A 20085-nucleotide genomic window follows, 5' to 3' on the forward strand; every position below is an offset into this window, starting at 1 on the left:
GGGATCGGAGACAATCCGCAGGTGTTCAAGGGCAAGCACGCCGAAATGGAGCTCGACGAAGACGACTCCCTCCCGATCCTCGACCTGGCCAGGACCGAGGGCTTCGAGGTCTTCGCCGAACGGGTCGACCAGGGCGACGAGGTCGCCCAGCGGTTGCTCGACGAATGGGGAGTCGACGACCTCTACACCGAGAAGGGCTACCAGGCCTGGTTCGGCAAGGTCCACGGCGTCGGCGAGGCCACCACCCCCGGCGAGCTGCTGGTGGCCCTCGACAGCGTGCCGTACAAGGACGACGGCATCGTCTGGACGGCCCTCGCCCGGCTGCTCGGCTTCCCTCCCGGCACCGCCTCGGCCGAGAAGATCCTGGCCGGCACGGTCGTCAAGCACGTCATGGACGCCGACGAGGGCGTCCGCGACGAGATCGAGGAGTTCTTCGGCGCCATCGGCGAGGACCTCGACGTCTACGACCTGGAGCTGGCCCGGCAGGGCGGCACGGCCATCTTGGGCGACCCGGCGACCGACGAGCCGGAGGTGGCGCGGGGCCGGTTGAACGACAAGATCAGGCTGGCCACCGCGGCCCGGCTCAAGGACATCAAAGACGGCATGGTCGCCGGGGTCCGCGTCAACACCGCGGAGCAGCGGTCGCTCGACCGGCTGGCGTGGGTGCTGGCCAACCTGAAGTCCAGTCGCGAGTGCGTTGCCGTGGTGACCCTGCTGGAAGACGAGATCCGGCTGTTCGCCAACGCGGCCGACGCCCAGCTCGCCGGCGACTTCAAGCGGCTCTTCGACGCGGCGGCGAAGGGCCGGCAGGCCGCCTCGGCCGACATCTCCGCCCTGTTCGACGAGATGGTCGCCCAGAAACTGGAGGTCCGCGTCCTGAAGCAGGGCAAGGTCCCCGACGACATCCTGCGCCGGGGGGAGCGGCGGCTCCGCAAGACGCTCGACTACCTGGCCTCCCTGGAGAAGAGCTGGGACGACCTGCGGGTGATGACCCACCGGGCCGCGAACGGGATGAAGATCCACGCCGAGACCCAGGCCGGTGACGTGCTGCTGCGGCAGCGCGCCGCCGCCCTGGGAGAAGAGGCGGGCTGGTCGGACGACGAGGACCTCGAGAAGCGGGAGGCGGCGCTCCGAGACAAGATCGACGACGGGAAGCGGGCGCGGCTCACCCGGCGGGTCACCGACGCCAAGATCGCGATCGGCATCTCCAAGCTGTGCTGTTTCAAGTGCTGGCTCATGATCCGCGCGCTGCGCGCCAAGGACATCAGCATCGCGCCGTCGGGCACCCATCTCAAGACCTACCCGGCCGGCTGGCCGGCCCCCGCCAGCCTGACCCGGCCCTCGCTGCTGCGCGCCTTCCTGCAGATCCCGGACGACCCGAAGAAGCGCACCGACGCCGACGAGTACCTGCTGAACGCGATGTCGACCACCGACGGACGCGCGGCGATCATCTCGGAGATCGTCAGATACTCCGACAAGGGCCAGATGGAGTCCGGCTACGAGTCCAGCGAGGACGAGGGCGAGGGCGGGCTCACGCTCTGGCAGAACTACTACGGCGACGGCGGCGGCGTCGTGCAGCCGGCCCCGGTGCGCAAGCCGGTGAAGAAGGCGGTCAGGAAGCCCGTCCAGAAGGCGGAGACCACGCCCACGCCGAAGCAGCTCGTCCGGACGCCGACCCCCCGGAAGGTGGTCGAGCGCGAGCCGGCGCCGAGGGTCGACGACGCCGAGCCCCGCCCGCCGACCCGGGTGACCCGGTCGAGCGGCCTCCGGCTGCCCGAGGTCAAGGACGTCGGCGATCCGCCCGTGGTCCGTTTCGTCAAGCGCAAGGCGAACAACCAGGCCACCCCGAAGAGCGACCCGAAGAAGCGGAACACCCGGAAGAAGTCGACGTAGTCAGCGGGGGCAGAGCAGCCCGAGGGTGTCGTCGACGCCCTGGTAGACGCCCTCGATGGGCAGCCGTCCGCTGATCCAGGCGCGTAGGCCCTGGTCGGCGACGGCGCGCAGGGTCGACACGACGGTCTCGTCCACGCCGTCGACGGCCGCGCGCATGACGTCGGCGAACAGGGTGTCGAGCGGGGCGTAGACCTCGGCGGCGCGGGGGTCGTCGGTCGTCTGCAGGACGATCATGAGGCGGTAGAACTGCGGCTGCGTCTGGAACGCGCGGATGGCGGCGTGCAGGACCGACCGCAGCCGGTCGGCGTCGGTGTCGCCCGCCGGGGGGTGGCGGTCGAGCCTGCGGCGCAGGCCGTCCTGCCACTCGTCGAAGACGGCGGCGAAGAGGTGTTCCTTGGAGGAGAAATACCGGTAGAGGGTGCCGAGCGCGACCTCGGCGTCGCGGGCCACGTCGGAGACCTTGATCTTGTCGTAGTCGCCGCCCGACAGGCCGCGCAGACCGGTCCTGACGATGCGGGCGCGGCGTTCACGCTGGTCCTTGCGGAGCGATTCCGGCGCCGCCGGGCCCGGCACGTCGGTGACCATCGCGGAGTTCTCCTGATCGGGTGGGAAATTTCGATCTAGGTTACCGGTCCGGCCGCCGTAATGATCATGAAATCGCCGGACTTGTTGTACTGTGCGGCGCACAGTACTGTGTGGAGCATCATGGAACTCGAACTCCGGCGTGGCGTGATCGTGCTGGCGGTCCTCTCCCAGCTCGGCGACTTCCGCTACGGCTACGAGCTGCGCCAGGCCCTCGCCGAGCAGGGCATGGCGATCGAAGAGGGCACCCTCTACCCGCTGCTGCGCCGCCTGGAGAGCCAGGGCGCGCTGGTCAGCGAGTGGCGGACCGACGGCGGCTCGCCCCGCCGCTACTACACGCTCAGCGACGACGGCCGGGCCCTGCGCGCCCGGCTGGCCGGCTCATGGCGGGAACTCACCGCCACCATGGAGAAGCTTCTCGAGGGAGCGTCATGAACGCCGATCAGCTCATCGACTCCTATGTCGCCGACGTCGCGCGGCGGCTGCCCCGCCGCCAGCGCGCCGACGTGGCCGCCGAACTGCGCTCGATCCTCCTGGACGAACTGGGCGACCGCACCGACCCCGACGCCGCCCGCCGGGTCGTCGACGCCTTCGGCCGCCCCGCCGAGGCCGCCGCGCGCTACCGGCCGCCGCTGGTCCTGCTCGACCCGGCCGACTCCCGGCCGTTCCTGCGCTGGTCGCTGATCGGCCTGGCGGTCATCTGGGCGCTGGGGGCGGCGTCGGTCGCCCAGGAGCCGGGCCCCAACCCGGTCGCCTCGTGGTGGCTCGGCGTCGTCATCCCGTCGCTGTGGTGGCCGGGCGTGCTGTTCACGGGGTTCGCCGTGGGGGCGTACACGCGGCGCAGATGGCCCGAACGGGCGCGGTGGCGCCCGCGCCCGGCCGACACCGGCCACGTCAACCGCTGGGGTCACGCCGCCGCGTGGGTCTTCTACGTCGGCGGCACGATCGCGCTGGTCACCCTGCCGTGGCTGCACTACGACCCGGCCTTCCACGCCCGGCGCGGCCCTTGGGTGCTGGCGTTGCTGATCGTCCATCTGGTCCTGTACGCCGTCGTCATCGCCCAGGGCCGCTGGAACTCACTGACCCGGCGGCTCGACATCGGCCTGAACCTGCTCGTCGGGGGAGTGCTGGTCTGGGCCATGGCGGCCGGGGCGGTCTTCGTCGAGGCGTGGGTCGACGACCTCGTGAAGTTCGTCGTGATCGTGATCCTGCTGGTGACCGCTTTCGACGTCGTCCAGAAGACGCGGCGCGAACTCCGTCAGCACGGCCTCAGTTCGTCGACGTAGGTCGCCGGGTCGACGGCCGAGAACTCGTCGCAGGTGTCGTGGTTCCACAGGCTCCCCGGGTAGAGCGCCGGAGCCTTACGCGGCGACGGCATGCCGGTGACCCGGAAGGGGGCGCCGCCGTCGTCGATCGTCAGGGTGACCGTCCGCTGCTTCTGCAGCACGTCGGCGACCAGCCGGTATTCGCAGTAGCGGGCGGTCTCCACCTGCACGTCGAACACCTGCTGCTCGCCCGGCGCGAGCAGCACGGTCTGGGTGTCGAACCAGCTCTGCTCCGACCAGCCGTACTTCTCCATGAACCGGGGGATCGGATGGCGCGCGTCGAGGTCGAAGGAGAGGTCGACGAGCATCTCGCTGCCCTGCGGCGGCGAGTAGAAGAGGGTCCCGCCGAGGGGCGCGCGGCAGTCGGCGTCGACCCGCAGGTCGAGGATCCGGACGTCGAGCCTGGACACGTTCTCCAGCACGAACCGGGTCCCGAGGACGCCCACGTCGACCCCGCCGAGCGAGCGCATCAGCACCGCGAGCGCATCGGGATCGGGTGACTCGCGCAACCCGTTGATCTTCCCCAGGGTGGCCGCGTCGGGACGGTAGGCCGACGGGAAGACGAACGTGTCACCCGGGTCGAGGTCGCGGACCTTCAGCGCCGCGACCACCACCGGCCTGGCGATCGGGGACGGCGACGGCGAGGCCAGCACCACGAGCTTGGCCGCGTCGGAGGTGACCGCCGCGACCGTGCCCGTGACCACGGTCAGCAGGGCGCCGCCGACGACGAGGGCGGGCTTGCCCAGCAGCCGCTGGCGTAACGACGGTTTCGGGTGGTGTCGGCGCACCCGCCCTATCGAATAGCCCGGACCGTCCGGGCATCGGCCGTTTCCTCCACCTGGTTGGAGGCCCAGGTTCTCCGGTACGCGTCCACCAGCCACGCGTCGGCCCGCGCCTCGTCCGGATGCTCGGGCAGCACGCTCACCGGCGCGAGTTCGGCCAGCCTCCGCTCCAGCCGGGCCGCCATCGCGAGGGCCTCGTCGCGGCCGATCTCGCCGGTCCGGATGGCCACGATCACCTCGCGCTGCGGCATCGGCAGCGTGATCCGCCCGGTCTCCAGCAGTTCGGCGCCCTGGAGGCCGAGCCGGACCATGTGCCCGGCCGCCTTCGGCGTCCGGCCCCGGTCGCGCTGGGCGCGCAGGTAGCCGATGAACCGGTCGGCGGCCCGCCGGGACAGGATGAACGACGGGCCCTCGGCCAGCAGCTCGGCCCCGAGCGGGGTGACCGTCGCGTCGGGCGCGAAGAGGGCCAGCAGCACGGTCGGGTTGCCGTCGAGCGCCAGCCGCATCCATTTGCGCAGGCTGTAGACGGTCAGGTCGAGGTCGCCCGGCCCCGACCTCACCCCTTCGGGCACCGAGCGGTGGATGTACTGCTCGAAGGGCCGCAGTCCGATCACGTATTCCGGCGGTTCGACGCAGATGCCCAGCTCGTCGCGGTCGCCTGCGTCGCCCAGGTGGGTGCCGTGCAGGCGCGAGCCGATCTCGCAGCGCAGGATCGAGTGCTCCGCCGCGATGGCCGCGAATTCGGGGGTGCTGTGCCGCGTCCAGCCGGTCATAAGCTGAATAGTACGATAAATGTCGAACTAAGGAGACCCCGTGCTGTTCGAGCCCCTCACCCTACGGTCGCTGACCTTCCCCAACCGGGTCTGGATGTCGCCCATGTGCCAGTATTCGGCCTCCGTCGACGGGCCCGACACGGGGGTGCCGAACGACTGGCACCTCGCCCACCTGGCCGGCCGCGCCGTCGGCGGCGCCGGGCTCGTCATGGCCGAGGCGACCGCCGTCTCGCCCGAGGGGCGCATCAGCCCCGCCGACACCGGTCTGTGGAACGACGCGCAGGAGGCGGCCTGGGAGCGCATCGCCCGGTTCGTGGCCGCCCAGGGCGTGATCCCCGGCATCCAGCTCGCCCACGCCGGGCGCAAGGCGTCGACCGACCGGCCCTGGCTCGGCGGCGGCCCGGTCGGCCGGGCCGACCACGGCTGGACCCCGGTCGCCCCGAGCCCGATCCCGTTCTCCGAGGCGCATCCCGTACCGGACGCGCTGACCACCGCCGAGATCGGCAAGCTCGTCGAGGCGTTCGCGACGGCGGCCGAGCGGGCGCTGCGCGCGGGGTTCCGGGTGGTCGAAATCCACGGCGCCCACGGCTACCTCATTCACGAGTTCCTGTCGCCGCACAGCAACCACCGCACCGACGCCTACGGCGGCACGTTCGAGAACCGGGCCCGGTTCGGCCTGGAGGTCGTCGACGCGGTGCGCGCGGTCTGGCCGCAGGACCTCCCGCTGTTCTTCCGGGTGTCGGCGACCGACTGGCTGCCCGAGGGCGAACCGGCGTGGACCCCGGGCCAGACCGTGATGCTCGCGGCCGAACTGGCCGCCCGCGGGGTCGACCTGATCGACGTGTCGAGCGGCGGCAACGCCTCGACCCAGCGGATCCCGCTCGGGCCGGGCTACCAGGTGCCCTTCGCCCGGCAGGTCAGGGCCGAGGCGGGCGTACCGGTGTCGGCCGTCGGCCTGATCACCGAGCCGGAGCAGGCCGAGGAGATCGTGGCCACCGGCCAGGCCGACGCGGTGTTCCTCGGCCGCGCGCTGCTGCGCGACCCCTACTGGCCGGTCAGGACGTCGGGGCAGTGGCCGGCGCAGTATCGGCGCGCTGCCCCCTCCCGTCGCTGAACAGGGCGTTGACCACGCTGTCGAGCAGGCCGGGGAACAGCCGGTCGAGGTCGGCGCGGCGCAGGCCGTTCAGCTTCGAGGTGCCGCGGTAGACCTGGGTGATCACCCCGGCCTCGCGCAGCACCCGGTAGTGGTGGGTGGTCGTCGACTTGCTGACGGCCAGGTCGATCGCCGAGCAGGGCACCTCTTCGCCCGACGCGGCCAGGAACCGCACGATCTCCAGCCGCGCCGGATCGGCCAGCGCGTGGAGCACCTCTTCGAGCCGGATCTCCTCGGCCGGGGGATGCTCCAGGACTCTCGCCGTCATGTCTCGATGGTAGTCCGACGGACGTCGGACTACAGCAGCCGGTAGAAGCGCCAGAAGCCGAAGTCGCCGATCGGCAGCGTCTCGACGTCGGTGAAGCCGGCCTCGCGGGCGTAGCGCCGCAGGGTCTCGGGGCGCATGACGGTGCCGGTCGCCGCCGACGGGGTGTGGGCGCGGCCGTCGGGCAGGCAGATGAGCAGGCTGAAGCCGTACATGAGGCGTTCGACGTCGTCGCCCTCGGGCTGGAAGGCGTCGGCGACGGCCTCGTCCATGACGATCACCTGGCCGCCGGGCCGCACCGCGCGGCGCATGGCCGCCAGGGTCTCGACCGGCCGGGGCAGGTCGTGGACGCACTCGAACGCGAACACCGCGTCGTAGGCGGCCTCGGGCAGGTCGCCGGCGTCGGCGGCGCGGAAGGTCACGTTCGGCACGTCGGCGTTGGCCTCGGCCAGCCCGATCGACGGCGGGTCGATGTCGACCCCCTCCACCACCGCCTGCGGGTAGGCGCGGGCCAGCGCGATCGCCGACCACCCGGCCCCGCAGCCGACGTCGAGCACCCGCGCGCCCGGGACGCCGAGCGCCGCGTGCAGGTCGGCGATCTTGGCGACCGCAGTGGGGAGGGCGTGCTCGAACCACGGGCGGTTCATGTCGGCCTGCGACTCGCGGACGTCGGGGCCGTACGCGGCCCAGCCGACGCCGCCGCCGGTCCGGTAGGCGTCGAGCAGCGCCGGGAGCTGGACGGCGGCCCCGGCCAGCATGCGGGCCAGCGGCGCCAGGTAGTCGAGGCTGCCCCGGTCGGTCAGCACCTCGGCGGCGGCCGGCGGCAGCGCGAACCGGCCGTCGCCGCCGACGGCCAGCACGCCGGCCACGGCCTGCTGCTCCAGCCACTCGCGGGCGTAGCGTTCGTCACCGCCCGCCCGTGCCACCAGCTCGGCCGGGGTGGCCGGCCCGGTCGTCAGCGCGTCGTACCACCCGAGGCGGTCGCCCAGGTGGATCGCCAGCAGGTCGGTCATCCCGAGCGCGGCCTGGAAGAGCCGGTCGGCGAACCCGGCGACGGTCGTCTCCATGTCGAATCCCTTCGGTCACCGGTCAGTACGCGTCCTTCACCGGGATCGGTTCCCCGTGACAGCGCCGCGAAGGGTCCGTGACAGGGGCGTCCCGCACGGTGGTGGCATGAAACTCGAAACGCGCTTCCAGCGGGGAGACGAGGGGGCCTTCACCGACATCGCCGGCCGCTACTCGCGGTCCATGTTCGCCGCCGCCTACGGGATGCTCGGCGACGCCGAACTCGCGGCGGACGCCGTACAGGAGGCCCTGGTGAAGATCTGGCAGAAGGCCGCCACCTACGACCCCGACCGCGAACTGGAACCCTGGCTGTTCACCATCACCCGCCGCGCCGCCGTGGACGTCCACCGCAGGGCCCGGCGGAACGCGGGCGCGACCGACCTCGACGCGGTCGCCGGCCGCCTGTCGGTGCCGCCGCCGTCGCTCGACCACCAGTGGACCTCGGTGCAGGTGTCGCGGGCGCTGGCCCGGCTGACCCCGCAGGAGGCCGAGGTGCTGCGGATGGCCTACTTCGAGGACATGACGCAGAGCGAGATCGGCGCGGCGCTGGGCGTGCCGGTCGGCACGGTCAAGAGCCGCACCTTCCGCGCCCAGAAGCGCCTGGCGGGCCTGCTCGGGCACCTGCGATTCGGACCGGCCGAAAGCCGTCACGAAGAGTCGGAGGCGGGGCACAGGACTCGCCTGTGCCCCGTCCGGTGAAGATCTCAGAAAAGCGCTCCCTGGGTCCTGTCGACCACCTCCTTCCGTGGACGGCGGTCAGGCGGCCGGGAAGCCGGCGAGCCGCCGGGCCGGCGGGTCGAGCCGCACGCCGTCGGGGCGCACCGACAGCACCGACCCGGGGGCCCGGGGGGAGGAGAACGGCACCCGCACGATCCCGCCGGCGAAGGCCGCCGTCGAGCCCAGCACCCCGTCGGGGATCGCCGGCTCGGCCACCTCGCCGGTCGACGGCGTGAAGACCGCCAGCCGTGAGCGGGACCCCCGTTCCACCCGCAGCGCGATCCGCGCGCCGTCGCCGCCGAGCGCGGTGACCCGCCCGGTCAGCCCGCCCAGCACCGGACGGCCGCGCCACCGGAACTGCGGGGGCCCGCCGGGCGGCATCCCGACGAGCCCGCCGGGCAGCACCCGGGCACCGGTGACGGCGCCGGGCATCAGCTCCCAGCTCCCGTCGGACAGGTCCAGCACCACCGGGCCGGGCGCCTCCGGCCGGGTCAGCCCGACCAGCCGGGGCGCGAGCACGATCCCGGGCCCGCTTGCGCCCGGCGGCAGGGCGGCCAGCCGCTCCAGCCCGTGCGGGGTCACGCGGTGGATCGCGTCGCCCGTCACCAGGTCGCCCGACAGGTGCATCCACGGCCCGCGCCCGGCCGTGAGGGTCGTCTCGGCCGACTGGGTGACCAGCGAGATCCGGTGGCGGCCGTCGTCGTTGCGGCACAGCAGCGCCCGCTCGCCGTCGAGCGGGCTGATCTGGGTGGTGGCGTCGCAGGCCGAGGCCAGCGGGCGCACCAGGGGGTCGGGACCGGTGAAGTCCCACACTTCCGGGCGCAGCACGTCGCCCTCGCCGGCCGCCAGGCAGGCGGCGTACCGGCCGTCGGCGGAGAACCGCCAGCCCACCCTCACCGTCGTCACGGGTCACACGATGCTCGGGTCGCCTTGTGGGCGACTTGTGGGTTACTGAAGATCCAGTGGGCCGGCCCGTAATGCCTCATCAGGGCAGGGTTTTCTGACCGTTGACGCCCTCTTAGCACACTTGTAACATTCAGCCATCACTGCGCAAGAATCTTGCAAGGTGATGTTTGATTCCTATCTTTTCCTCGCAACTTCAGGGATGCACAGCGTCCGTGCTCCTGTACCCCCCGACCCCTGTAGTGCCATGCCGAGAGATAGAAGAAGGCGATGACGAGAAAGCACGGACCGTTACGGCTGCTGGCGGCATTTGTCGCGGCAGTTCTCGTCGTGACCGTGGGGCCGCTGCAGCCGGTCTCCGCGGCTGGCGGGCCCAACCTCGCGGCCGGTAAGGCCACCGCCGCGAGCAGCACGAACTCCCCCTACCCCTCATCCAACGTCGCCGACGGCAACCAGGACAGTTACTGGGAGAGCTCCGGCAGTACCTTCCCGCAGTGGGTCCAGGTCGACCTGGGCAGCGCCCAGAACGTCGACCAGGTCGTGCTGAGGCTCCCCGCCGCGTGGGGCGCGCGCACCCAGACCCTCTCCGTCCAGGGCAGCCTCGACAACAGCGGCTGGTCGACGATCGTCGGCTCGGCCGGGCAGAACTTCGCCCCCGGCAACGCCAACACCGTCACCCTGAACTTCGGCGCCACCAACACCCGGTACGTCCGCGTGAACATCACCGCGAACACCGGCTGGGCCTCGGCGCAGCTCTCGGCTCTTGAGGTCTACGGCGTCACGGGCTCCTCGGGCAACCTCGCCTCGGGCCGCACGATGACCGCCAGCAGCGTCTCGCAGAACTACGTCGCGCCCAACGCCAACGACGGCAACGCGAGCACCTACTGGGAGAGCAACAACAACGTCTTCCCCGAGTGGCTGCAGGTCGACCTCGGCTCCTCGGTCGCGGTCAACCGGGTCGTGCTGAAGCTGCCCCCGGCCACCGCCTGGCAGACCCGCACCCAGACCCTGGAGGTCCAGGGCAGCGCCAACGGCTCCAGCTTCTCCACGCTGGTGCCCTCCACCGGGTACACGTTCAACCCGGCCACCGGCAACACGGTGACGATCAACCTCACCTCCGCCGCGACCACCCGCTACGTGCGGCTGAACATCACCGCCAACACGGGCTGGGCGGCCGGACAGGTCTCCGAGTTCGAGGTGTACGGCCCCACCGGCACGGTCGACACCCAGGCGCCCAGCGCCCCGGGCAACCTGACCTACACCGAGCCCGGCGGCACCCAGATCCGGCTCGCGTGGAACGCCGCCACCGACAACGTCGGCGTCACCGGCTACGACGTCTACCGGGGCGGCCAGCTCATCACGAGCGTCGCCGGCAACGTGCTGACGTACACCGACAACCAGCAGGCCACCGCCACGGTGACCTACTTCGTGCGTGCGAAGGACGCCGCCGGCAACGTCTCGGGCAACTCCAACTCGGTCACCCGCACCGGTCAGTCGACCGGTGACACCCAGGCGCCGACCACCCCCGGCAACCTGGCCTACACCGAGCCCGGCTCGGGCCAGATCCGTCTCACCTGGACGGCCTCGACCGACAACGTCGCCGTCACCGGCTACGACATCATCCGCAACGGCTCGGCCGCGGGCAGCGTCTCCGGCTCCACCCTGGTCTTCACCGACACCCAGCCGGCCACCGCCACGGTGACCTACCTGGTCCGGGCCCGCGACGCGGCCGGCAACGTCTCCGGCGACAGCAACTCGGTCACCCGCACCGGCACCAGCCAGCCCGGCACCAACCTCGCCACCGGCAAGGAGATGGTCGAGTCGGGCCACGTCCACACGTTCGTCGCGGCCAACGCCAACGACAACAACCTGGACACCTACTGGGAGGGCGCGTCGGGCACCTGGCCGAGCACCCTGACCGTCAAGCTCGGCGCCAACGCCAACGTCACCTCCGTCGTGCTGAAGCTCAACCCGTCGTCGGCGTGGGGCACGCGCACCCAGAACATCCAGGTCCTGGGCCGCGAGCAGTCGGCCACCACCTACACCAACCTGGTCTCGGCGGCCAACTACACGTTCAACCCGAGCTCGCAGAACACCGTCACCATCCCGGTGACCGCGACCACGGCCGACGTGCGGATCAGCATCAACAGCAACACCGGCGCCCCCGGCGGCCAGATCGCCGAGTTCCAGGTGTTCGGCACCCCGGCCCCCAACCCCGACCTGGTCGTCACCTCGGCCACCTGGTCGCCGTCCTCCCCGGTCGAGACCGACTCCATCACACTGTCGGCGGTCGTCCGCAACAACGGCTCCGCCGCGGCCCCGGCGTCGTCGGCGAACCTCTACCTCGACACCACCCGCGTCGCCACCGTCGCCGTCCCGGCCCTCGCCGCCGGCGCGCAGACCACGGTGACCAGCAACATCGGCGCCAGGAACGCCGCCTCCTACTCGGTGAACGCCAAGGTCGACGAGGCCAACGCGATCATCGAGCAGAACGACGGCAACAACTCCTTCGTCAACTCCACGGCCCTGGTGGTCCGCCCCGTCGACAGCTCCGACCTGGTCGCCTCGCCGGTGGCCTGGACCCCGAGCAACCCGTCGGGCGGCCAGACGGTCAACTTCAGCGTCGGCATCAAGAACCAGGGCACCGTCGCCTCGGCGAGCGGCTCCCACGGCATCACTCTGACCGTCCTGAACGACTCGGGCACCGTGGTCCGCACGCTGACCGGCTCGCACTCCGGCGTCATCGCCGCCGGCGCGACCACCTCGCCGATCAGTCTCGGCACCTGGACCGCCGCCAACGGCCGCTTCACCGTCCGCGTCGTGCTCGCCGACGACGCCAACGAGCTGCCGGTCAAGCGCGCCAACAACACCACCAACAACTCGCTCTTCGTGGGCCGCGGCGCGAACATGCCGTACGACCACCTGGAGGCCGAGGACGCCGTCCGCGGCGGCGGAGCGGGCGTCGTCGGCCCGAACCGCACCATCGGCGACCTGGGCGGCGAGGCCAGCGGCCGCCGCGCCGTCACCCTCAACACCACCGGCGCGTTCGTCGAGTTCACCACCCGGGCCCAGACCAACACCCTGGTCACCCGCTTCTCGATCCCCGACGCCCCCGGCGGCGGCGGCATCAACGAGGAACTCAACGTCTACGTCAACGGCGCCTTCCACAAGGCGATCAACCTGACGTCGAAGTACATGTGGCAGTACGGCAACGAGGCGAGCCCCAACAACTCGCCCGGCTCCGGCGGCCCGCGCCACATCTACGACGAGGCCAACATCTTCCTCGACGGCTCGTTCCCGGCCGGCACGAAGATCAAGCTGCAGAAGGACGCGGCCAACGCGACCAACTACGCGATCGACTTCATCAACACCGAGCAGGTCGCCCCGATCGCCAACCCCGACCCGTCGAAGTACGTCGTGCCGACCGGCTTCACCCAGCAGGCCGTCACCGCCGCGCTCGACAAGGCCCGCATGGAGAGCGGCTGGGAGGGCGTCTACCTGCCCGCCGGCGACTACTCGGTGGCCAGCAAGTTCAACGTCTACGGCAAGCCCATCAAGGTCGTCGGCGCCGGCCCCTGGTACACCAGGTTCTACGCCCCGACCAGCCAGGAGAACTCCGACATCGGCTTCGACGTCCAGTCGTCGGCCAACGGCGCCTCCTTCAGCGGCTTCGCGGTGTTCGGCAACTACACCTCGCGCAACGACGGCCCCGGCAAGGTGTGGAACCTGACCGGCATCAGCAACATCTCGATCGACAACATGTGGATCGAGCACCAGATGGTGATGGTGTGGGGCACCAACGTCAGCAACCTGCTGCTGACCAACAGCCGCGTCCGCAACATGTACGCCGACGGCCTGAACCTGACGAACAACAGCAAGAACAACACCGTCAGGAACATCGACGCCCGCTCCACGGGTGACGACGCCTTCGCCCTGTTCAACGCGATCGACATCGTCCAGGGCGACAACACGGGCAACCTCTGGGAGAACCTCTCGGTGACCACCCCGTGGCGCGCGGCGGGCCTGGCGGTCTACGGCGGCCAGAACAACACCTTCCGCAACATCTACATCGCCGACACGCTGTGCTACTCGGGTGTGACGGTCTCCTCGCTGGACTTCGGCTACCAGTTCAGGGGTTTCGGCACCCAGCCGACCACCCTGGAGAACATCTCGATCATCCGGTCGGGCGGCCACTTCTGGGGCGCGCAGACCTTCCCGGGCATCTGGATGTTCTCGGCCTCCAAGGAGTTCCAGGGCATCCGGATCAACAACGTGGACATCGTCGACCCGACGTACAGCGGCATCATGTTCCAGACGAAGTACAACGGCGCCGCCGAGTACCCGCACACCGACACGATCTTCAACAACGTCTCGATCTCGGGCGCGCAGAAGAGCGGCGACGCGTTCGACGCGAAGTCGGGCTTCGGCATCTGGGTCAACGAGATGCCCGAGCAGGGTCAGGGCCCGGCGGTCGGCTCGGCCACCTTCAACAACCTGACCTTCAGCAACAACTTCCAGAACATCAAGAACACGACCTCGACGTTCACCCTCAACATCAACTGATCGCACACTGAGCGGGCGCTGCCGCCGGAAGGCCAACCTCCGGCGGCAGCGCCGTTTTTCAGTCCCACCAGAACGACCAGGCGTTCCGTCCCTTGATCAGCTCCGCGTAGTCCTCCAGCGTGCCCGGACCCTGCACGATGGTGTCGGGGCAGAACGTCCAGTGCTCGGCGGCCACGTGGACGGCGTGCAGCGCCGTCGTCGGCGGCGCGGCGACGCTCAGGTCGAGGGTGTTGAACCCGACCCCGACCACGCGCGCCCCGAACCGCTCCTCCCAGGAGCGCACGACCGCCGCCAGGGGCACCGCCCACTCGTTGTGGTTGACGGCCCCCTGCCAGCCCATGACCGCCAGGGCGTCGGCGCCCCGGTCGGCCGCCACCAGGCCCAGCGGGGTGCCGTTGCGGGCCAGTTCGCGGGCGTACCAGTCGGCGACCACGTCGGGGTGCGCCACCGGCACGCCGGGCTCGGCCAGGCCGGGGGAGACCGGCCCGAAGGGCTCCAGGTTGCCGATCTGGTCGTGGGAGGCGAGTTCGACCCAGTCGGCCCACACCTCGTCCATGAACGCCTGGGCGTGGAACAGGTCGATGCGCTCGGCGTCGTCGGGGGCGATCTGCCCGACCGACCACGGCTGCACCGACTCCTCCATCAGCAGCGGCCACAGCCCCGAGGCGGGGTGTTCGGCCCGCAGCTGGGACCACAGCTCGCCGGAGACGGGGTCGTCGCTCAGCCAGAACGCCGGCCGCCGGTGCGGGCGCCCGCGTTCGAACGTCGGGTCGGGCCACACGGTCACGCCGGGAGGCAACTCCACAGTGAGCTCCCGCCGCACGCCGTCGTCGGCGAACAGCTCGCGGAGCTCGGGCGGCAGCAGCCCCTTTCTAACCGGCACGGCGGAAAGAATAGTTCACACGTTGTTCGTGCGGTTATCGTGTGGTCATGCCGGTTCCCCGACCTCTGCGGCCGGGCGACCCGCGGCAGGTCGGGAGCTACACACTGACCGGCCTGATCGGCGAGGGCGGCCAGGGCACCGTCTTCCACGGCCACACCGAGAAGGGCGAGCCGGTCGCCGTCAAAGTCCTGCACGCCCGCGTCTTCGGCAAGCGCGACTTCCACAACGAGGTCGCCGCCGCCCGCAGGGTGGCCCAGTTCTGCACCGCCCGCGTCATCGACGCCGACGTGACCGGCGAACGCCCCTTCATCGTCAGTGAATACGTCGACGGCGAGTCGCTGGAGGCCCTGGTGAAGCGCGAGGGCCCCCGCGACGCCGGCTCCCTCGACCGCCTGGCCGTCGGCACGGCCGCCGCGCTGGCCGCGATCCACCGCGCGGGCATCGTCCACCGCGACTTCAAGCCGGCCAACATCCTGCTCGGCGCCGACGGCCCGCGCGTCATCGACTTCGGCATCGCCCAGGTCGTGGACGCCGCCGGCACCGAGGCCAGCCGCGTGCAGGGCACCCCGGCGTACATGTCGCCGGAGCAGCTGGCGGGCCGCCGTCCGGGCCCGGCCTCCGACGTCTTCTCGTGGGGCGTGACGATGACGTTCGCCGCGACGGGGAAACCGGCGTTCGGCAACGACAGCATCCCGGCGGTGATGAACCGCATCGTCACCCGCGAACCCGACCTGTCGTTCGTGCCCTCGCGCCTGCGCGGCGCGCTGGCGGCCGCGCTGGCCAAAGACCCGGCCGACCGCCCCACGGCCGCCGACCTGCTCGTGACGCTCGTGCACGCCCGCGACGAGGGCCACCAGGCCCACGAGCGCTCCTCGCGCCGCCGCTGGGTCCTGATCGGCGGATCGCTGGGCCTGATCGCCGCGTCGCTGACCACGGCCGTCGTGCTCCTCCCGGCCGAGCCGCCCCGGCCGCCCGTGGTCACGGTCTCGCCGATGAGCCGCCCGGTCGACGCCGCGTTCGGGCAGCCGATGGGCACGCCCTTCACCGGCCACCGGGGAGAGGTGCTGTCGGTCGCCGCCGGCCTGCTCGGCGCGCGCCCGGTGGTCGTGTCGGCCGGCCGCGACGGCACCATCCGCGTCTCCGACGCGGTGACCGGCGCCGCGATCGGCAGGCCGCGCCCGGTGAACGCGCTCAGCATCTCGTCGGTGGCCGTCGACGGCGACGTCGTGGTCTGCGGCGGCTACGGGGCCGGAGTGTGGCTCTCCGACCTGTCGTCTGGCCGCAAGATCAGGTTCGGCGCCGAGATCGGCGACGTCCTGGCCCTCGGGGTGACCCGGCTGGGCGAGCGCACCGCCGTGGTGACGACGGGGCCGGGTTCCGTCCGGGTGACCGACCTGTCGTCGGGCGAGACCCTGCTGAAGCTCGGCGGCGGCGCGACGGCGGTGGCGTTCACCATCCTCGAAGGCCGCGACGTCGCCGTGACGGCCACGCTCGACGGCACGGCCGAGGTCTGGGACCTCCACTCCGGCGAGCCCGTCGTCACCCCGTTCCCCCTCCCCGGCGAGCTGCTGGCCGTCTGGTCGGGCGTGGCGGTGACCGCGGCCCCCGACAACACCGTGCGGGCCTTCGACCTCCAGTCGGGCCGGCCGCTGGGCCCGCCCTTCCGAGGCCACACCGACCGCGTCAGCGCCCTCGCGACGACCGAACTCGACGGCCGCCCGGTGGTCGTCTCAGGCAGCTGGGACGGCACCGTCCGCGTCTGGGACCTCACGACCGGCACCCCCCTCGGCCCGCCGCTGACCGGCCACCGGGGCTGGGTGACGTCGGTCGCGGTGGCCATGGTCGAGGGCGTGCCCGTGGTGGTGTCCGGCGGCCGCGACGGAACGGTCCGCACCTGGCGGCTCTAACGCTCCAGGGCGGCGAAGACGATGACGTTGTCGGCGTAGTGGCCCGCGCCGGCGTCGAACGCGCCCCCGCAGGTGATGAGGCGCAGCCGGGCGTCGGGGGAGGCGCCGTAGACGTCACGGGTGGGGAAGTCCTTCTTCGCGTGGGTCCGGACCTCCTCCACCCGGAACGTCACGACTTCGTCGTCTTCCAGCCGGACCAGGATCCGGTGCCCCGGCTTCAGCCGGCCGAGTTCGGCGAACACCCCCGGCCCCGTCGTGGAGTCCAGGTGCCCGGCGATGACGGCCGGGCCGGGGTCGCCGGGGCGCACGCCGTCGGCGTACCACCCGGCGACCTCCGCCTTCCCGGGCGGGACCATGACGCCGCGGGCGTCGAGCGTCAGCCGCTCCAGCCGCGACCGGACCCCGATGGCGGGGATGACGACCCCGACGGGCTCGGCGTGCCGCCGCTGGGGCCGGACCTTCGCGACCTGGTTCTCGACCGGCCCCCATCCGGCCGCCTCGGCGGCTTCCCGATCGAGCGTCCCGGCCTGTGCGGTCGTGCCGAGCACGACGGGCGAGACGTCGGGCACGCCGGAGCCGGCCGCCGTGCATCCGGCCGTCAGGAGCACAGTGACGAGCACGACCAGTGGCCTCATCCCGAAGCCCGTTCGTCGCCTGAGACGCTCAGCGGATCACGTCGTGCCGCCGGAGGGGGTGCGGAGCCGTAGAAGAACGGCACCGACGGCGAGCGCCAGCGCGCCCGCGAGCGCCAACGGCCAGACCGGAGGACCGGTGTCGGCGAGCCCGCCCATGCCGGTGTCGACGGCCCCTTCGGGCGTCACGCCGGGCGCGGCCGCGTCGGTGAGCGGGAGGAGCCGCAGCCCGCGGTCGCCGTCGAGCACGACGACCGTGTTGGTCGATCCGGGCGCGAGTTCCACGTCGGCGGTGGCGGTCTCGTCTCCGGCGGCGGCGGTGATCTTCTGCATGGCCGCGTCGACCTCGGTGTACTCGGGCGTGTCGGCGAACCGCAGGTCCTCCTCCACGTCACCGGCGGAGACCGTCACCACGCGCTCCTTGAGAGACGCGGCGATGACCCGCAGCCCCGCCTTCCCGTCGGGAAGTTCCATGGAGTCGTTGAGAACCTGCAGGCGAATGCTCTTGTACGGCCCCATCCCCGCCACCGTGTAGGCCTGCCCGCCCTCGACCCGCACATTGGCCGACAGCACCGGCGGGGTGGTCGCGCCCGCCCCGGCGGGCCGCATCGCGACGGTGTACTGCCCCGCGCTCAGATTCTGGTAGGGCGACACCCCGCCGTAGGGGACCGCGTTCAGCACGAGCTTGGCCCGGTCACCGCCGAACGGATAGAGGTAGACGTCGACCGCAGGAGTGTCGGGCGACAGGTGTGCCAGCCGGACGTGTCCGACCTGAGGCGCGGCGTGCGCGGGCGCGGCGAGAAAGAGCAACAGCAGGACGCCGGTGAGTAACCGAGGGAGTTTCATCGTGCTCCGTTATGAGGTCAACGAGCCGGTGGGGCTCGGCGCTGCGTACCGTATGCGCAGGATTGTTGACACTGCGTCGACCGGTCGAGCGATATTCACCTCAATGGGATGAAATCGTGACTCTTGTGCCTCAAGAAACCGGATGATCCCGGAAACCGACTCGCTGGTCGGCTCGCTCCCGTCGACGGACGAGACTTCGACCGTTCGATACGGGACCTCGCGGGGGTCGGCGCCGCCGTCCCCGAACCCCCGAATATAGAGCCTGTGTGACGCGGCGAGCGCCGCCAGTGACACCAGGATCCGCGCGTCGACCTCTCCGCCGGCCAGTTGCCGGGTGGCGGCGGGCGTCGCCGCCAGCCGGGGGTTGGCCAGCAGTTCACGCCCGGCGTCGCGCCGATCGCGCTTGTCACGCTCCAGTGCTTTCGCGAACGTGCCGACTCCTTGCGGCGTGACCTGGACGATTCTGATGGCCCCGACCGTGGCGAGGGGCTCTGTGGCGGTGACCGGCTCCAGCCCCGGGCCGAAGAGCTCCCGCAGCGCCGGCGTGACCACGACGACGTCGGCGTTCAGCACCTCCTCCTGACCGCGTAACGGCAGCAGCCGCGAGGGCTCGACCCCCTGCGTGGCGAGCAGCGCGCAAACGGGTGCGTCACACCCCACGATCCCCTTGACCTGCCGCGCCACCCAGGTGGCGGCCTGCTCCCGCTCCCGCGCGGCGGCGTCGATCCGGGGCACCTGTTCCGTGGGCGCCGCGACCTGCTGGACGGCCCGCGAGTTCACGAAGGCCCCCGCGACCAGAAGCCCCGCCGCCGCGAGCGCCAGCCCTCCGGCGGCACGCAACTGCCGCCCCGGAGGCAGGCCGAACAGCACCAGACCCCCAATTAGAGTTCGTCCCTTATGCGCCTACGTCATCACGGGAACACGCGCAGTGGCAAGACTCTAGCGGGTGGATTTAGCTCCATAAACGGGCATATGAAGGGTCGTGACGTGGTGGCGTCGCCTCGTCGGCGACCTCAAGGCCCGCAACCACCTCGACACGTATGCCCTGAGCCTGACGGTGTTCTCGTTCGCGATCCTGTCACTGGTGAGCGACGAGCTGAACGAGAACCTGCGATGGGCGGTCCTGCTGTCGGGCGTCGGCCTCCTCATCTACCGGCTGACCCTGGTCCCCACGTCGCCGTCTCCCGTCGAGCTCCTGCACGACCGCAGCGCCTTCGAAGAGGCCCCGCTCGCCCCGCTCCTCCGCGACGCCCGCGACGTCCGCGTCTTCGCGCCCTCGGCGGTCAACCTGCTCTCGCCGCAGACCTGCGAACTGCTGCGCAAGACCGTCTTGACCCGCCGGAACGGATCGGTGCGCGTGGTGGTGCTCGACCCCGCGGAAACCGCCGCGATCGCCATCGCCTCGCGGCAACTCGACGACTCGCTGGAGTTCCCCATCCAGCGGCTGCCGCAGTCGCTGACGTCGACCCTGGAACGCCTGAAACTGATCGCGGGGTGGCGGACCGAGGGAGCCTTCTCCTACCGGCTGTTTCCGTACAACCCGGGGTTCTCGCTGGTGCTCGTCGACCCGGAGACGCCACACGGGCGAGTGATCGTGGAATTCCACGGGGTCCATAACCCGTCGACGTCGTCGCGCATGCATCTGGAGTTGGTGGCGGGGCGTAATGAGCGCTGGTATCGGTACTGGGTCCAGCAGTTCGACCGGGTGTGGGAAGCGGCGTCCGTACCGGAAATCTTGACGCGACGGGAAAAGCCGTGAGAGACAGTAATCGCGGAGGTACGTCAGGTCGGCGCCG

18 protein-coding genes are annotated in these 20085 nt (G+C 71.3%); 8 read left to right on the forward strand and 10 right to left on the reverse strand.

Annotated elements, in window-relative coordinates; genetic code table 11:
• Nucleotides 1–21: 21 nt before the first annotated feature.
• The gene (locus FDA94_RS10150; RefSeq protein ID WP_137246794.1) at nucleotides 22–1893 is read left to right on the forward strand and encodes a hypothetical protein; all 1872 of its coding nucleotides are present in this window, start codon (nucleotides 22–24) and stop codon (nucleotides 1891–1893) included.
• Here FDA94_RS10150 and FDA94_RS10155 read toward each other — a convergent pair whose 3' ends face one another.
• Nucleotides 1894–2478, reverse strand: coding sequence for a TetR/AcrR family transcriptional regulator (locus tag FDA94_RS10155; RefSeq protein ID WP_137246795.1), 585 nt, complete (start codon nucleotides 2476–2478; stop codon nucleotides 1894–1896).
• A gap of 120 nt (nucleotides 2479–2598) precedes the next feature.
• Between FDA94_RS10155 and FDA94_RS10160 the strand changes: the two genes are divergently transcribed.
• The gene (locus FDA94_RS10160; RefSeq protein WP_137246796.1) at nucleotides 2599–2910 is read left to right on the forward strand and encodes a PadR family transcriptional regulator; all 312 of its coding nucleotides are present in this window, start codon (nucleotides 2599–2601) and stop codon (nucleotides 2908–2910) included.
• Nucleotides 2907–3761 carry an HAAS signaling domain-containing protein gene (locus tag FDA94_RS10165; RefSeq protein ID WP_137246797.1) on the forward strand — a complete coding sequence of 285 codons (855 nt, stop codon included), beginning with the start codon at nucleotides 2907–2909 and terminating at the stop codon, nucleotides 3759–3761. The genes FDA94_RS10160 and FDA94_RS10165 overlap by 4 nt, the downstream gene beginning before the upstream one ends.
• Here the strand turns inward: FDA94_RS10165 and FDA94_RS10170 are convergent.
• On the reverse strand, nucleotides 3734–4588 hold the full coding sequence (locus FDA94_RS10170; RefSeq protein WP_137246798.1) for a hypothetical protein: 855 nt from the start codon (nucleotides 4586–4588) through the stop codon (nucleotides 3734–3736). The genes FDA94_RS10165 and FDA94_RS10170 overlap by 28 nt on opposite strands.
• A gap of 5 nt (nucleotides 4589–4593) precedes the next feature.
• Complete coding sequence (locus FDA94_RS10175) at nucleotides 4594–5355, reverse strand: nucleotidyltransferase domain-containing protein (protein ID WP_137246799.1); 762 nt, start codon at nucleotides 5353–5355, stop codon at nucleotides 4594–4596.
• A 94-nt stretch (nucleotides 5356–5449) separates the two neighbouring features.
• Here FDA94_RS10175 and FDA94_RS10180 point away from each other — a divergent pair, with 94 nt between their 5' ends.
• Complete coding sequence (locus FDA94_RS10180; protein ID WP_246059726.1) at nucleotides 5450–6469, forward strand: NADH:flavin oxidoreductase/NADH oxidase; 1020 nt, start codon at nucleotides 5450–5452, stop codon at nucleotides 6467–6469.
• Here FDA94_RS10180 and FDA94_RS10185 read toward each other — a convergent pair.
• Both FDA94_RS10185 and FDA94_RS10190 read right to left on the reverse strand, forming a co-directional pair.
• Nucleotides 6411–6776 carry an ArsR/SmtB family transcription factor gene (locus tag FDA94_RS10185; RefSeq protein ID WP_137246801.1) on the reverse strand — a complete coding sequence of 122 codons (366 nt, stop codon included), beginning with the start codon at nucleotides 6774–6776 and terminating at the stop codon, nucleotides 6411–6413. The two genes, FDA94_RS10180 and FDA94_RS10185, sit on opposite strands and share 59 nt — an antisense overlap.
• A gap of 29 nt (nucleotides 6777–6805) precedes the next feature.
• A complete protein-coding gene (locus FDA94_RS10190; RefSeq protein WP_137246802.1) occupies nucleotides 6806–7840 on the reverse strand; it encodes a class I SAM-dependent methyltransferase in 1035 nt (344 codons plus the stop codon).
• Nucleotides 7841–7946: 106 nt separating this feature from the next.
• On the opposite strand from FDA94_RS10190, the gene FDA94_RS10195 reads away from it, so the two are divergent.
• Nucleotides 7947–8537 (forward strand): RNA polymerase sigma factor, encoded by a 591-nt coding sequence (locus FDA94_RS10195; RefSeq protein ID WP_170990874.1) that lies wholly within the window; start codon nucleotides 7947–7949, stop codon nucleotides 8535–8537.
• A gap of 57 nt (nucleotides 8538–8594) precedes the next feature.
• Here FDA94_RS10195 and FDA94_RS10200 read toward each other — a convergent pair whose 3' ends face one another.
• On the reverse strand, nucleotides 8595–9461 hold the full coding sequence (locus tag FDA94_RS10200) for a hypothetical protein (protein WP_137246804.1): 867 nt from the start codon (nucleotides 9459–9461) through the stop codon (nucleotides 8595–8597).
• A gap of 267 nt (nucleotides 9462–9728) precedes the next feature.
• Between FDA94_RS10200 and FDA94_RS10205 the strand changes: the two genes are divergently transcribed.
• Nucleotides 9729–14021, forward strand: a complete 4293-nt coding sequence (locus FDA94_RS10205; protein ID WP_137246805.1) for a discoidin domain-containing protein — start codon at nucleotides 9729–9731, stop codon at nucleotides 14019–14021.
• Nucleotides 14022–14079: 58 nt separating this feature from the next.
• On the opposite strand, the gene FDA94_RS10210 is transcribed toward FDA94_RS10205, so the two are convergent.
• Nucleotides 14080–14904: a DUF4253 domain-containing protein gene (locus FDA94_RS10210; RefSeq protein ID WP_137246806.1), complete on the reverse strand. Its 825-nt coding sequence runs from the start codon at nucleotides 14902–14904 to the stop codon at nucleotides 14080–14082.
• Between the two features lie 47 nt (nucleotides 14905–14951).
• Here FDA94_RS10210 and FDA94_RS10215 point away from each other — a divergent pair, with 47 nt between their 5' ends.
• A complete protein-coding gene (locus FDA94_RS10215; RefSeq protein WP_137246807.1) occupies nucleotides 14952–16811 on the forward strand; it encodes a WD40 repeat domain-containing serine/threonine protein kinase in 1860 nt (619 codons plus the stop codon).
• Here the strand turns inward: FDA94_RS10215 and FDA94_RS10220 are convergent.
• From FDA94_RS10220 to FDA94_RS10230, 3 genes are read right to left on the reverse strand one after another with little or no spacing between them, the layout of a single operon-like run.
• Nucleotides 16808–17446: a class F sortase gene (locus FDA94_RS10220; RefSeq protein WP_137246808.1), complete on the reverse strand. Its 639-nt coding sequence runs from the start codon at nucleotides 17444–17446 to the stop codon at nucleotides 16808–16810. The two genes, FDA94_RS10215 and FDA94_RS10220, sit on opposite strands and share 4 nt — an antisense overlap.
• A gap of 36 nt (nucleotides 17447–17482) precedes the next feature.
• Nucleotides 17483–18289 (reverse strand): DUF4397 domain-containing protein, encoded by an 807-nt coding sequence (locus FDA94_RS10225; protein WP_137246809.1) that lies wholly within the window; start codon nucleotides 18287–18289, stop codon nucleotides 17483–17485.
• A gap of 9 nt (nucleotides 18290–18298) precedes the next feature.
• Nucleotides 18299–19159, reverse strand: coding sequence for a hypothetical protein (locus FDA94_RS10230; RefSeq protein WP_137246810.1), 861 nt, complete (start codon nucleotides 19157–19159; stop codon nucleotides 18299–18301).
• A gap of 112 nt (nucleotides 19160–19271) precedes the next feature.
• On the opposite strand from FDA94_RS10230, the gene FDA94_RS10235 reads away from it, so the two are divergent.
• A complete protein-coding gene (locus tag FDA94_RS10235; protein WP_137246811.1) occupies nucleotides 19272–20048 on the forward strand; it encodes a hypothetical protein in 777 nt (258 codons plus the stop codon).
• Nucleotides 20049–20085: the final 37 nt, after the last annotated feature.

The sequence above is a fragment of the Herbidospora galbida genome, from assembly GCF_005233835.1.
GTDB classification, from domain to species: Bacteria; Actinomycetota; Actinomycetes; order Streptosporangiales; family Streptosporangiaceae; genus Herbidospora; species Herbidospora galbida.

What these genes read in the sequence shown, in the direction of transcription:
- FDA94_RS10220 (WP_137246808.1), bottom strand. Translation starts at nt 17,446, where the DNA reads ATGAGGCCACTGGTCGTGCTCGTCACTGTGCTCCTGACGGCCGGATGC.
- FDA94_RS10195 (WP_170990874.1), top strand. Translation starts at nt 7,947, where the DNA reads ATGAAACTCGAAACGCGCTTCCAGCGGGGAGACGAGGGGGCCTTCACC.
- FDA94_RS10160 (WP_137246796.1), top strand. Translation starts at nt 2,599, where the DNA reads ATGGAACTCGAACTCCGGCGTGGCGTGATCGTGCTGGCGGTCCTCTCC.
- FDA94_RS10165 (WP_137246797.1), top strand. Translation starts at nt 2,907, where the DNA reads ATGAACGCCGATCAGCTCATCGACTCCTATGTCGCCGACGTCGCGCGG.
- FDA94_RS10185 (WP_137246801.1), bottom strand. Translation starts at nt 6,776, where the DNA reads ATGACGGCGAGAGTCCTGGAGCATCCCCCGGCCGAGGAGATCCGGCTC.
- FDA94_RS10155 (WP_137246795.1), bottom strand. Translation starts at nt 2,478, where the DNA reads ATGGTCACCGACGTGCCGGGCCCGGCGGCGCCGGAATCGCTCCGCAAG.
- FDA94_RS10175 (WP_137246799.1), bottom strand. Translation starts at nt 5,355, where the DNA reads ATGACCGGCTGGACGCGGCACAGCACCCCCGAATTCGCGGCCATCGCG.
- FDA94_RS10205 (WP_137246805.1), top strand. Translation starts at nt 9,729, where the DNA reads ATGACGAGAAAGCACGGACCGTTACGGCTGCTGGCGGCATTTGTCGCG.
- FDA94_RS10215 (WP_137246807.1), top strand. Translation starts at nt 14,952, where the DNA reads ATGCCGGTTCCCCGACCTCTGCGGCCGGGCGACCCGCGGCAGGTCGGG.
- FDA94_RS10180 (WP_246059726.1), top strand. Translation starts at nt 5,450, where the DNA reads ATGTCGCCCATGTGCCAGTATTCGGCCTCCGTCGACGGGCCCGACACG.
- FDA94_RS10225 (WP_137246809.1), bottom strand. Translation starts at nt 18,289, where the DNA reads ATGAAACTCCCTCGGTTACTCACCGGCGTCCTGCTGTTGCTCTTTCTC.
- FDA94_RS10190 (WP_137246802.1), bottom strand. Translation starts at nt 7,840, where the DNA reads ATGGAGACGACCGTCGCCGGGTTCGCCGACCGGCTCTTCCAGGCCGCG.